Source organism: Paenibacillus sp. CH40 (assembly GCF_024213605.1).
Classification (GTDB): domain Bacteria; phylum Bacillota; class Bacilli; order Paenibacillales; family Paenibacillaceae; genus Paenibacillus; species Paenibacillus polymyxa_B.
Window position 1 is genome coordinate 151,066 of the sequence record NZ_JANAVQ010000006.1, and the last position, 11,914, is coordinate 162,979.

Annotated in this window: 12 protein-coding genes; 8 read left to right on the forward strand and 4 right to left on the reverse strand. The window is 44.6% G+C overall.

Going from position 1 to position 11,914, the window contains the following annotated elements; translation table 11 throughout:
• Positions 1 to 155 precede the first annotated feature (155 nt).
• On the forward strand, positions 156 to 1,820 hold the full coding sequence (locus NLX73_RS18360; protein ID WP_254326928.1) for a CoA-disulfide reductase: 1,665 nt from the start codon (positions 156 to 158) through the stop codon (positions 1,818 to 1,820).
• Here NLX73_RS18360 and NLX73_RS18365 read toward each other — a convergent pair.
• The gene (locus NLX73_RS18365) at positions 1,805 to 2,173 is read right to left on the reverse strand and encodes a VOC family protein (protein ID WP_254326929.1); all 369 of its coding nucleotides are present in this window, start codon (positions 2,171 to 2,173) and stop codon (positions 1,805 to 1,807) included. The two genes, NLX73_RS18360 and NLX73_RS18365, sit on opposite strands and share 16 nt — an antisense overlap.
• 141 nt (positions 2,174 to 2,314) lie before the next feature.
• On the opposite strand from NLX73_RS18365, the gene NLX73_RS18370 reads away from it, so the two are divergent.
• From NLX73_RS18370 to NLX73_RS18390, 6 genes are all read left to right on the forward strand, one after another.
• Positions 2,315 to 2,644 carry a hypothetical protein gene (locus tag NLX73_RS18370; RefSeq protein WP_023986776.1) on the forward strand — a complete coding sequence of 110 codons (330 nt, stop codon included), beginning with the start codon at positions 2,315 to 2,317 and terminating at the stop codon, positions 2,642 to 2,644.
• 339 nt (positions 2,645 to 2,983) lie between these two features.
• Complete coding sequence (locus NLX73_RS25015; RefSeq protein WP_257785344.1) at positions 2,984 to 3,106, forward strand: hypothetical protein; 123 nt, start codon at positions 2,984 to 2,986, stop codon at positions 3,104 to 3,106.
• 99 nt (positions 3,107 to 3,205) lie between these two features.
• Positions 3,206 to 3,514 carry a LexA family transcriptional regulator gene (locus tag NLX73_RS18375; protein ID WP_254326930.1) on the forward strand — a complete coding sequence of 103 codons (309 nt, stop codon included), beginning with the start codon at positions 3,206 to 3,208 and terminating at the stop codon, positions 3,512 to 3,514.
• Positions 3,515 to 4,299: 785 nt separating this feature from the next.
• On the forward strand, positions 4,300 to 5,802 hold the full coding sequence (locus NLX73_RS18380) for an HD-GYP domain-containing protein (RefSeq protein ID WP_254326931.1): 1,503 nt from the start codon (positions 4,300 to 4,302) through the stop codon (positions 5,800 to 5,802).
• Positions 5,803 to 5,975: 173 nt separating this feature from the next.
• Positions 5,976 to 7,421, forward strand: coding sequence for an ATP-binding protein (locus tag NLX73_RS18385; protein ID WP_250267324.1), 1,446 nt, complete (start codon positions 5,976 to 5,978; stop codon positions 7,419 to 7,421).
• 46 nt (positions 7,422 to 7,467) lie between these two features.
• A complete protein-coding gene (locus NLX73_RS18390; protein WP_254326932.1) occupies positions 7,468 to 8,187 on the forward strand; it encodes an NAD(P)H-binding protein in 720 nt (239 codons plus the stop codon).
• A 280-nt stretch (positions 8,188 to 8,467) separates the two neighbouring features.
• Here NLX73_RS18390 and NLX73_RS18395 read toward each other — a convergent pair whose 3' ends face one another.
• Together NLX73_RS18395 and NLX73_RS18400 are read right to left on the reverse strand one after the other, a co-directional pair.
• Entirely contained in the window at positions 8,468 to 9,634 is a 1,167-nt protein-coding gene (locus NLX73_RS18395) for an MFS transporter (RefSeq protein ID WP_483311708.1), read from the reverse strand.
• 65 nt (positions 9,635 to 9,699) lie between these two features.
• Positions 9,700 to 10,098 carry a MerR family transcriptional regulator gene (locus NLX73_RS18400; RefSeq protein ID WP_254326934.1) on the reverse strand — a complete coding sequence of 133 codons (399 nt, stop codon included), beginning with the start codon at positions 10,096 to 10,098 and terminating at the stop codon, positions 9,700 to 9,702.
• 325 nt (positions 10,099 to 10,423) lie between these two features.
• Between NLX73_RS18400 and NLX73_RS18405 the strand changes: the two genes are divergently transcribed.
• Positions 10,424 to 10,804, forward strand: a complete 381-nt coding sequence (locus NLX73_RS18405; RefSeq protein ID WP_254326935.1) for a RidA family protein — start codon at positions 10,424 to 10,426, stop codon at positions 10,802 to 10,804.
• A gap of 328 nt (positions 10,805 to 11,132) precedes the next feature.
• Here the strand turns inward: NLX73_RS18405 and NLX73_RS18410 are convergent, their stop codons facing one another.
• A complete protein-coding gene (locus NLX73_RS18410; RefSeq protein ID WP_254326936.1) occupies positions 11,133 to 11,888 on the reverse strand; it encodes a tryptophan-rich sensory protein in 756 nt (251 codons plus the stop codon).
• Positions 11,889 to 11,914: the final 26 nt, after the last annotated feature.

Consider the following 11,914-nt stretch of genomic DNA (forward strand, 5'->3'; position numbering starts at 1 on the left):
GTATTCGTATAGCATTCGCAAGTGATTTTTCGACCCAGAACGGTATTCGTTCAGTGTTTGATCAGGCGGGGGGCAACCTCCGTCTTTTTGTGTGTTGACAACATACCCCCATAGGTATATATTATACCCCATAGGGTATGTAAGGAGGAGAAGAAATGGGTAGGAAAATAGTTATTATTGGCGGGGTAGCAGGTGGAGCTTCTGCTGCGGCGAGATTGCGCAGATGGAGTGAGGAAGACGAGATTATTCTGTTTGAACGCGGAGAGCATGTTTCTTTTGCGAACTGTGGTCTTCCCTACTATATTGGCGGGACAATTCATGCGCGGGAGAAGCTGTTTCTCCAGACGCCTCAAGGGATAAGAGACCGATTTAATATAGATGTACGGGTACTGAAAGAAGTGATACAAATAGACCGCGAGCATAAGCTCATCCGCTTCCGGGATATGATCACAGGGGAAACGGATGAGCAGCCGTACGACATAGTGGTATTGTCGCCGGGGGCCAAACCGATGATACCGGACATTCCCGGATTACATGAAGCTGCGAATTTATTTACGTTAAGAAACATTCATGACACGGACGTTATTAAGGCATATGTAGATGAAAGGCATCCAAAACATGCCACGGTGATCGGGGCCGGATTTATTGGGCTGGAGATGGCCGAGAATTTGCGGGAGCGTGGACTTGCAGTAACCATTATTGACATGGGACAACAATTGCTGAATCCGCTAGACCCTGAAATGGCCAAACTGGTGGAACAACATATGAAGCTGAACGGGGTGGAGGTGCGTTTAGAGGAAGGAGTCACGGCTTTTGAAGAGCAGGGTACACGGCTCCGTTTGACCTCCGGGGGTGTGCTTCAGACGGACATGGTTATTCTGGCGATCGGTGTTGTTCCTGAAAATGAGTTGGCCAAGCATAGCGGATTGGAACTGGGTTTTCGCGGGGCCATTCAGGTAAACGCTCAACTGCAAACCAGCGATCCGGCCATTTATGCGGTGGGGGATGCCATCCAGGTCAAAGACCGCAATCATGGGTTTGCAACGATGGTATCGCTAGCTTGGGGAGCCAATCGCCAGGGGCGATTGGCGGCGGATCATATTAACGGTCAGGCAATTTCTTATGATGGCGCGCTCGGAACATCCGTAATTAAGACCTTTGCATTGACTGCAGCCTCTACAGGCAATAATGAAAAAACATTGCAGCGGCTGGGCGTTCCTTATCAGGCTGTTCATATTCATCCTGGTTCGCATGCCGGCTATTACCCTGGCGCATCACCCATTGCTATGAAGCTGCTCTTTAATCCTGAGAACGGGATGATCTATGGGGCGCAGGCTGTTGGAGCTGATGGAGCAGACAAAAGGATTGATGTGATTGCGACGGCTATTCGTGGTCATTTGAACGTCCGTGAACTGGCTGATATTGAACTTGCTTATGCACCTCCCTATTCTTCAGCAAAAGACCCTGTGAATATGGCGGGTTACGTGGCTTCGAATATCATGGATGGACTGGTCCAAACGATACAGTGGCATGAAGTTGATGATTTTCACCGCAATGGTGGTCTTATAATTGATGTAAGGGATGCGGTGGAGCTTCAGGCAGGAGCCATTCCAGGTTCTGTTCATATTCCTCTGGCCGAGATTAGAGAGCGGATGGCAGAAATCCCTAGTGATATGGAGATCGCGGTATCCTGCCAAGTCGGTCTGCGAGGCTATATTGCGGCCAGAATTTTGACTCAATACGGTTATCGGGTGAGGAACGTTGATGGTGGCTATAAGACGTATTCGGTTATGGCTGAACGTAATCATCTCTTAAAATAGTTCATCACCCATCCAATCTGGTTGAGGTGATCCGTTACTTCGCCGTGCAGCGCACCAAAGAAAGTATCTTGTAGCTCCACGGTAACGGTACCTTTTTCTGCTAGTGCGTGGTAAGCTTGCTTAAGCTCGTCCTCACTTTCACAGTCAAGAATGATTTGGACATGCTGCGCTTTGAGCGGTTTACCGTAGGAATCTGAAAAATGGATATGACTGCTACCCAGGTGAAGTTCAGCGTGCAAGAGTTTGCCTTCCTGCTTGTTTAGCACTTTGATTTTCCCACCTAACACCGATTGGTAATAATCAATGGACTGCTGCACATCGTTTACAATGACAAAAGGACTTGCACTTCTCATGGGATCAATTCCTTTCATGTCTTTGGTGTAGGATCGCTACTGTACATTATTTACGTTATCCGCAGGGTTTACCCCTTTTCTGATCAAATTATGGCTTGGTTCACTGTGTGACGTCTGTTACAATAGAAGAGGCATATACGAATGGATAGAAAAGAGGTTGAACAGGTGGGCACTTCAGTGATTTGGGAAGCAGTTATATATTGGGTGATCTTGGTGATTTCCGCTCTGTGCGTGATCGCAGTATCTGGTACTCGAAAGACAGCAAGCACGATTATTTTAGCGCCCGTTGTTTTGTTCTGTACCATATTTATGATGCAGGGATCAGTGTTTACTGCCATGAATCACCCGACGATGGGGTCTAATGTCGGTTTGGGTATGGCATTTCTGACAACATGGGTGGTCAGCGGAATATTGTTTGCTGTAGCGCTTGTAATTGCTTTTATTAAATATAACAAGAAGAACAAGGCGTAAATTACGCCTTAACCTCAGATGGATAAAGGCTTTCGGTACATCACCGAAAGCCTTTTTTTGTATTTTTTAACGATGGAGGATGACTCTGCTTATCTGCGTCTTCTCATAAGCAATACAACGATCAGCACGACGATGATCACGATCAATAGGAATTTCATATTCAATAACCTCCTTGGTTCTGTCTCATATTTGGTATTAACCACTTTTAGTTAGTATGTACCGATAGATCTCAAGCAAGTATCTATTGTCGAGTGCTTGGGGAAAATTAGAACGTGGGACTAAAAAGAGGTTTACAGGCTTAGCTGGAAAGTGTATACATAAAGTAAGGAGGCGATTGCCATGAGTGATCGTGCATTTCATTTGTTCTATATTATTTTCTTAACGGTTCTGGCACTTGGAAGTGTTGGTGGAATCGCTTGGTGGTTGCGCTCTATTGGTCGTCAGGAGAAGGAAAAAAACTAAATTCAACATGGGCATACAAGCCCGAATGCATCTTCCAGTAGGAGGGTGCATTTTTATATGTTATAATGGGAACATATGTTCTTTGTAGGAGGGAAGACGATGTTGCCAGATTTGGAACGAAAGCTGCTACGTATTTTGTATAATTATTTCGCCCAGCATCGCCACATGCCCACAATGGCGGAATTGACCGTAAAAACAGGCAAGCGAGACGCTGAAATTACAGTCGCCTTGCGACATATGGAACAGGAGCGATACATTACTTGGGATAACAATTCGGGTACCCAGCATGTTGTTTTACTGGAAGGGTGGGAACGTCCCTCGACCCAAAGGCGCACCCAAGCGGAAACAAGACGTTCCACTACGCAAACGATGCCGCCCGATGGTACAGAATATTGGACGAATTATTAGAAGGTATATAAAACTGGAAAATTAATGAGTTTTTAAGGTGCATATCATTTAGTTTTAAGAAAGCGAGACTATAATGACCCTATTAACCCCTTTTTGATCAAGCTATAGGCCCTGCCGATGTATCGGCAGGGCCACTTTTTTGTTCATAGATATGCTTTCCGTATATGAAAAATCCCCCGGGGATCATCCGGAGGATGGTGCAGTTTGCATATACTGCACGGCCTGCTCAAACTTCATCGTTTGATGGCATAATATATATTCAACCCCTGCTACCTTGCATTATATGGTCAGCATGTTCATAAGGGGCAGTGTGATTCCACTGTTCATTTTCCAAACGACAAAAGCCCTACCTCTCTTTCGTCCTTGCGGCTCCGATGACCGCGCCAGTGTGAATGTGAAAATCTTCGGCAAAAGCTCAAAATTCTACATTAGGGTTATACATAAAATTTGGAGAAGCTCCATACGGTGATTAGGAGTAATAGCTTGTTGCGTGGAATCTTATGGGGTTAATACATATTCTAATAGTATAGCAAGAATGATTATAAAACACAAGTCATTTTTGGTTTTTTGATGATAGACTGGAAAAAATGTTGGCTAAAATGTCCTTCCCTCGCGAGTTTCTTAATTAAGAATAAGATGATTTTCCATCTATAAATTGCAGATTAAAAGCCGTCCTCGTATTTATGTAAAATGCTCGAGCAAGAAGGTAAACTTTTGATGGTTGGACTCCGATATTGAATACACAAGATATTTTAGAGTGTACGGATGAAAAGAGGGGTAGCAATTTGCCGACCTATAAGCGCTTTATTCAGCATGTTATCCTGAACTATATTATAGGTTCGTTTATCGCTGTATTGTTGGTAGGTATGATTTTTGTATTTTCCACGTTAAATGTAGCCCACTATGAAATTCTGGGTCTTGTTAAAATCATTGCATTTTCCAGCGTTATTATGATTGCTTGTGAAACTATAGTGTTTCGAATGCATTTGAGACCCGTTCATCGTTTTTTTCTAGGTAACCAGGAAACGCTTAAGGATGTAGAAGCGGTGTATATCCGGGTTCATCATCTGCCTAATTTGTCAGTTTTACGTATTGTTGGACCGCATTTGTTAGGCTTCTCTATCCCGGCAACCGTTATTGCGTTATGGATGATACATACTGGACAACTTACTTTTCCCTTTTATTATGTAGGAATCGCCTGTATAGGAGCTTGTCTGGTCGCTTCCATGCACGCACTGGTTGAATTTTTCCTGACCATGAGAGCAATCAAACCGCTTCTGGAGGAAATTCGTGATCGAACCTACCAGCAATATGGATTAAACCTGTCTCTGCGAGGACGAGTCCTGCTATCGCTTCGGCATAAATTTCAGTTAAGTGCGACGCTCATTGGTGCTTTTCCTTTATTTTTATTTTGTTTAGCTACACAGATTCGCCTGGAACGTTTGGAGGCGACGGATTCTAGCTCCTATTGGGCTTGGGCGGGTACGATTTTAATTTTTGGTGTAGCCTTTGCTTATCTGGGCGGCAGGTTGCTGACCCGTGAGATCGAACAACCGATCCACCATCTGCTGGAAAAAATGAATGAAGTGAAGGAAGGCCGCCTGAACAGTAATGCCAGCGATTTGTATTCCGACGAATTTGCGGAGCTGGTCGAAGGATTTAACATCATGATCGAGGGCCTGAAGGAACGGGAAGAGAAGAACGGTCAGCTATTGGACAGTTACTTCGCCACCTTGGCGGCAGCACTGGATGCGCGAGATGCCTATACCGCAGGACATTCTTTGCGTGTAGCTGAATATTCCGTACTCATTGGGCGCAAGGGAGGTTTGAATGAGACGGACCTCGACTTGCTGCGCAAAACAGCCTTGCTGCATGATATCGGTAAAATCGGCGTAGCTGACGCTGTGCTGCTCAAGGACGGCAAGCTGACGGACGAGGAGTTTGATCAGATTAAAATGCACCCGGTTATGGGAGAGAGCATTCTCCGGCAAGTTGAGCCGGCTTATGCTATGGCCCCTTATTTGCCCGGCGTGCGCTCGCACCATGAGCGTTATGATGGCAAGGGATACCCTGACCAGCTCGCAGGGGAAGATATCCCCTTATTCGGGCGAATCATTGCTGTAGCGGATGCTTATGATGCGATGACGTCTGATCGTCCCTATCGGCAAGGTATGAAGGAAGAGAAGGCGGTTATGATATTGGAAGAGGGAAAGGGAACCCAGTGGGACCCTTATTTTGCCGAATTATTTGTCAAAGAGTGGCGCCGGAACAAAGGCATCACAAGCTGACTCTATAGGTATCAGCACTAGGGCGAGCCATTGAGGTTCGCTTTTTTTATATACGGATATAAGATCTTTTGACATGTCGAAAGATGGGGCTTCATGTTATGATGTACAAGAAAGGCAGACGCGGTTAACATAGGCCTGGCATCCAATTTTTTGCGCTATGGGAGTGTGAGTCCATGCAATTTTCAATGATGTTTTTAATGAATTTGGGGATGCTGATTGCCGTTGCCTATGTGGCGAACGTGATTTATAAATATGGTTTGAGTCGTACCTCTTCGCGGTTCAAATATGTCAGCTCGGTGCTGCTAGTGATATTTGGCGGATGGGTCAGCTCTTGCTTTGGTTTTAACTTTAGTGAAACAGTTATTTTTGATCTGCGTTTCGTACCGCTGATTATCGCGGCGTTGGTGTATCCTCGCTCTTATACGCTTATTATTATTGGGGTCGCAATCGGACTTACGAGATTTACCTTCGGCCTGCATATGGCGGCGTGGGTCGGCTTTTTGAATATGAGCATTCTGGGCGTCCTGTGCGCCGGATTGAACTACTGGATGCGCCGTTCCACCTGGCGTTTGATTATCAAGGCATCGGTAACCATTTTAGCGGTTAATATCGTAAATACGTTAAATATTGCCTTTCTAGGCGTCATTCCCTGGCGCTATTATGTAGCGGAGGTTGTTCCTCTTACACTGCCTATCGGCATCGTTCTCAGTTTTTTATTTGCTCTGATTTTACGTGACTTTCAGATGGAGCAGCAGCGGAATCATCAGATTAAGCAGGCGAATGAGTTGTTATCAGAGCAGCGAGATGAGTTGCAGAAGGCAAAGGTCATTCTAGAGGAACGTGCCAAGCAACTGATGATGGCTTCCCAATATAAATCGGATTTTATGGCAACGATGTCGCATGAGTTACGTACACCTCTTAACAGCATCATTAATCTGGCGCAAATTATCAACGAGCAGGGAAAAGAGCTGGATGAGGACGAGCTAGACCAGTACAGTGATCTAATTTATGCCTCAGGGCATGATTTGCTCCAATTGATCAACGATATTCTGGACCTATCCAAGGTCGAGGCTGGGCACATGGAAATCGTAAGTGAGCCAGTCAGTGTACGTGAGATAGCGCAGGTGATGATGATGCATTTTGAGGTCACAGCGAAGGATAAAAATCTGGAATTCAGCTTGAAGGAGCATGAGCCTATACCGAATGAAATCCGGTCTGATTCCAAACGCGTACAGCAAATTTTGCGTAATCTGTTGTCTAATGCCTTTAAGTTCACTCATGAAGGACGTGTATTGCTGGAAATCAGTACACAACATCTGGATCGAAAGGGACAAGAGGGAGATTGGGTTGTATTTGCTGTAAAAGATACGGGCATCGGTATTTCCAATCTTCAGCAGCATGTTATTTTTGAGGCATTCCAGCAGGCGAACGGTTCCATTAATCGTAAATATGGAGGAACTGGGTTGGGATTGTCCATCAGCCGTGATTTTTCCCGCTTGTTGGGCGGGTTTATCCGTCTGGAGAGTGAGGAGGGCAAGGGAAGTACATTTTCCCTGTACCTACCGATGTGTCCGTCCAAAAGCAAGGAGGCGGACGAACAACCCTTTAAATTAACCTAATCGCAATTGTAGGAGCAGGAGCGCTATGGCACAAAGGAGGTCTATCATGGAACGCAAAGCGGTCGTTGTGGGTGCAACAGGGCTTGTCGGGGGTTATGTTGTACGAGAGCTGCTGGTGCAAAAGGAATACAACCGCGTCATGGTTATGGGCAGACGTCCATTGGACATCAAGCATCCCAAGCTGGAGCAGGCGCTCATCGATTGGGAACAGCCGCAGAAAGCGGCGTTCGCCTTCGAAGGGGTGGATGATGTTTTTTGCTGCCTTGGGACAACAATGAAAAAGGCGGGCTCCAAGGAGCAGTTCCGTCAGGTGGATCTAGACTACCCGGTGCTGACAGCCCAGTTGGGCAAAGAAGCTGGAGCGGTACAGATGCTTGCGGTCTCTGCGATGGGCGCCGATCCAGACTCACGCGTGTTTTATAATCGCACCAAGGGTGAGGCTGAAGAGGCGCTTGCTGCTGTCGCATTGCCTGCGCTGCATTTGTTCCGTCCGTCGCTGATTTTGGGCGCGAGACCTGAACGACGTTTGGGTGAAGCCGCTGCCGCTGTTGTCATGAAGGCACTGGACGGCCTGATGACGGGCAAGCTCGCTTCCTACCGCGCTATCCCGGCCTCGGTCATCGCACGAGCCATGGTACGAATTGCTCTCGCACAGGCGAGTGGCGTACATATTTATCCGAACGACATCATTCGAGTCATCGGAGCAGAACTAACATCCAATGATGAGGAACCCGGTACAGGAACGGCTCCTGATGAGAACGTATAAAACCACGGCTAGGGTTAAAAATGACAACAGCGGCGTTATTTGTGTTTTATTGGTGGTAGTATGTTGTGGCACATCCACCGTAATCTCTAATTCATCAATATAATGACGTGTCCGGTTGCCATTAGCTATTACCGTAATTTAATCCCCCCGCGCTGGATTATTAAGTCTTAAAAAGCAGTACAACGATCATTTCAAATTTTCTTTTTCTCCTTCGATTTTTAGATGATCAACATATTTTTAGCTACACCAACATCAACGGCCTCCAGTGGTGACATTAACATTAAACCTTAACTTTTTTTAAATCAAAGAGCTTGATTTTTACTCCAATGGAGATAAGTGCAAGCATCAGAAACAATACACCACTCCATACAATCTGGTGTATTCCCATTTGGGATAAGAACCAGCCACCTGAGGCGGTGCCTATCGTTACACCCAAATTTGCAAAGGATACAAACAAGCTATTGCCAAACTCAGATGCTTCTGAGGCCTCAGAGGTTAGCCAGGTTTGGCTTATAATGAGGCCGCTTGTAAAAACAGCTCCCCACGCAATGATAATAAGGATCATCGGAATCGTGTAATTCCCCGCAGAAAATACCAGCAGATAAATGATTCCGAGCAGCAGAGGATAAAAAATGGTTGTTTTAACTATACTCTTGCTTAATAGCTTAGCTGCCTGTAGATTACCGAAAACACCGCTCGCTCCGAAAAGAATTAACATGATACTTATCGTTTTACCATTCATGTTTGTCACTATTCTAAGGTATTCAGCAAAATAAGAATATACGGAGTACAAAGCTGCAAGAATGAAACAAGTGGCCGCAATGTTGAGCCACAATTGTGGCTTAACCAAAATTTTCAACTGTTTCCCATAAGATAACTTTTCTTTTACTGACATGGATGGAATCCAAGTTATTATACCGATTAATGTGCAAGCATTAATAACAGCAGAAAAGAGAAAAGCAGCTTCGAGTGAAAACTGATCCCCAATAAATGATGTGATTGGAATGCCTAAAACCATCCCCACAGTTAATCCTGTAAAAACTCTGGAAACTGCTTTAGCACTTTGTTCTTTGGGAACAGAACTTGCAGCTGCTGAAAATGCTACTGAGAAATAAACAGGATGGAGAAAAGCAGGTAAAATACGAGAAAACAATAGGACAGAATAGTTGGGGGCAAATGCTGAAACAAGATTGGCAATTGTAAAAATAGCAAGCACTCCTGCTAAGATTTTTTTTCGGTTTATTCCGGAAAATAATAAAATCATGAACGGACCAGAGATGGCAATGATAAGCGCAAACATGCTTACAAGCATACCAGCTTGAGAAATGCTGACTTGGAATTGATTCGAAATCTGCGGTAAAATACCTATAACTCCAAGCTCGGTATTAACTATTCCAAATACGCCGAGGGCAATGATAAAGGTTACAAATGACGTTTTCATATGGATGTGAAATTTTCTCCTTATATTTTAAACTAATATATAAACATATATATTATAAAACAGTATTAAGATCATGCTTTGTCCATCTTATGTTCTAATTCATAATTCTTCTCCATCTCCTTATAGATAACGATTTTATCTGCAAGTAAATTTAGATTTTTCTGAAGTTCAATCATATGCTCTTGAACTTCTTTATAGTGCTCTTCGAGAAATACCCTCCTTGTAGTTATAGTTGAATCGCCCTGCCTCCTTAACTCAGCGATTTCGATCATTTTGTTGATTGACATTCCTGTAGCTTTCAGTCGAGTCAAAAACTTAATCCAAGTGATATCTTCAGGTGAATAATAACGGTAACCATTTTTATTTCGGTGGATTGAGTTAAGAAGACCAATATTCTCGTAATAGCGAAGCGTGTGAACACTAAGATTCGTAACATCAGCAACCTGTCGAATAGTTAGTAACTTTTCCATGAACACAGTATATACTTTCGAGTTAACTCGAAAGCAACATTTAATTGTTTTGTAGATGTCTCAGGACTTGCGCCAAACTTCCGTCTATACTAGCTATGTTCATTGTACCTGTATCTGGATTTATAAAATTTATTTTGTAGCAGGTTATAGGAGTTAGATGATACATAGGTGCTAAAGGTTACAGCGGAAATAAAAAAATATAGACCTTCCCAATGAGGTGTCTTAAAAGAAACCCTGTACGTTAACCCGTCGCACGGAATAGTGGCATTGGACTGCACATGCTATAATACGGTGAACCAGTATCAGGAAGGAGAATCCATCCCATATGAAAAAAACAATTGCTACTGAAAAAGCACCCGGTGCTATCGGCCCTTATAGCCAAGCGGTAGAGGCAGGCGGGTTTATTTACACTTCGGGACAGCTTGGACTGAATCCGACAACAGGTGAGTTTGGTAAGGATGTACAGGAGCAGGCACGCCTGTCCTTGAGCAATGTACAAGCCATTCTGGAAGCGGCAGGCAGCAACATGAACCAGGTTGTGAAAGCGACTGTATTCCTGAAGGACATGAACGATTTTGTCAGCGTCAATGAGGTGTACAGTTCTTTCTTTGAACAACCCTACCCAGCACGCAGTGCGGTGGAGGTAGCTCGTCTGCCCAAGGATGCACTGGTAGAGATTGAAGTCATTGCATTGAAGGGCGAATAGTCTGAAAGATCCGTTCATAAAATAAAAAGTTTGCATGGCAAACGGGTGTCCCTGTTAAATAGAGACACCCGTTTGCTCAAATTTAATGTGTTTTGTTTGGAATCTGAACGATTTGTCGACATGATACTTCGTTTGTATGAAAAAAGGTCGGATTATATTATCAATATGAAGAAAATCAATGCAGATCACTCGACAAGCAAGCTTATAGATTTGCTTAAAGTCCATACCTAATCACATGGTTAAAATGAATAAACAAAGCAAGCGAGCTTGGGCTAGATGATTCAGACCCAAACTCGCTTGTTCTTGCTAGAGATCATATTCGTTTTCTTTAATCCCGGTCTCGATTACGGGCAAAGAATAGCCATAGCGCGTACACCAGAATGATTGCCGCCAAGATCAATGCGGCTAGCCGTACATTTTCATTGTTCGGATGCTCGACGGCGATGGCGACATAGGCCCATACAAATACGAGAGGATAAATGCTGTCGCGATAAGGGAAGCTGACCATGATCGCCAATGCGGTGCCGATGAGCAGGATAATAATCGCCCATGTCGTATCGCTGAGTCCCCAGCCACTCCATTCATTCTTTTCCAGTGCCACTGCAATGTTGATAATAGTAGCAATGGATACCCAACCGAGATTGAGGCTGAACGGTAGCTTGACGAACCACATTTCTCCAAGGGTTGGCTGCGGCGTGCGGGTACGTACATACACGACGCTCAGGGAAAGCAAGTATAGAATAATGACGATGACGCACAGCTCTACGTATACATACTGCCAGAGGAAAATCCAGATGATATTGAAGAGACAGCCTAGAATAAAAAAAATACCGATGGACTGAACGCTTGTCTTGGATTGCCCTGTAGGTGTAGCTTGGTACACGACAAAGCAGGCGAGCAGTACGTAGATGACCGACCAGATGGAAAAAGCATAACCCGCTGGTGTGATCAAGGTAGGGTACATGTTGGATACAGCAGCAGTGCTTCTGCCGCCGATAGGAAGTGTAGAAGCCAGAATGTTAACGAGAACGACAGCGATAAATGCAATAATATTCCACCATTTATACGGATGGCTTCGTGACATAGGGATATCTCCTCCTCAACGAATGA

What these genes read in the sequence shown, in the direction of transcription:
- NLX73_RS18360 (WP_254326928.1), top strand. Translation starts at nt 156, where the DNA reads ATGGGTAGGAAAATAGTTATTATTGGCGGGGTAGCAGGTGGAGCTTCT.
- NLX73_RS18365 (WP_254326929.1), bottom strand. Translation starts at nt 2,173, where the DNA reads ATGAGAAGTGCAAGTCCTTTTGTCATTGTAAACGATGTGCAGCAGTCC.
- NLX73_RS18370 (WP_023986776.1), top strand. Translation starts at nt 2,315, where the DNA reads ATGGATAGAAAAGAGGTTGAACAGGTGGGCACTTCAGTGATTTGGGAA.
- NLX73_RS25015 (WP_257785344.1), top strand. Translation starts at nt 2,984, where the DNA reads ATGAGTGATCGTGCATTTCATTTGTTCTATATTATTTTCTTAACGGTT.
- NLX73_RS18375 (WP_254326930.1), top strand. Translation starts at nt 3,206, where the DNA reads ATGTTGCCAGATTTGGAACGAAAGCTGCTACGTATTTTGTATAATTAT.
- NLX73_RS18385 (WP_250267324.1), top strand. Translation starts at nt 5,976, where the DNA reads ATGCAATTTTCAATGATGTTTTTAATGAATTTGGGGATGCTGATTGCC.
- NLX73_RS18390 (WP_254326932.1), top strand. Translation starts at nt 7,468, where the DNA reads ATGGAACGCAAAGCGGTCGTTGTGGGTGCAACAGGGCTTGTCGGGGGT.
- NLX73_RS18400 (WP_254326934.1), bottom strand. Translation starts at nt 10,098, where the DNA reads ATGGAAAAGTTACTAACTATTCGACAGGTTGCTGATGTTACGAATCTT.
- NLX73_RS18405 (WP_254326935.1), top strand. Translation starts at nt 10,424, where the DNA reads ATGAAAAAAACAATTGCTACTGAAAAAGCACCCGGTGCTATCGGCCCT.
- NLX73_RS18410 (WP_254326936.1), bottom strand. Translation starts at nt 11,888, where the DNA reads ATGTCACGAAGCCATCCGTATAAATGGTGGAATATTATTGCATTTATC.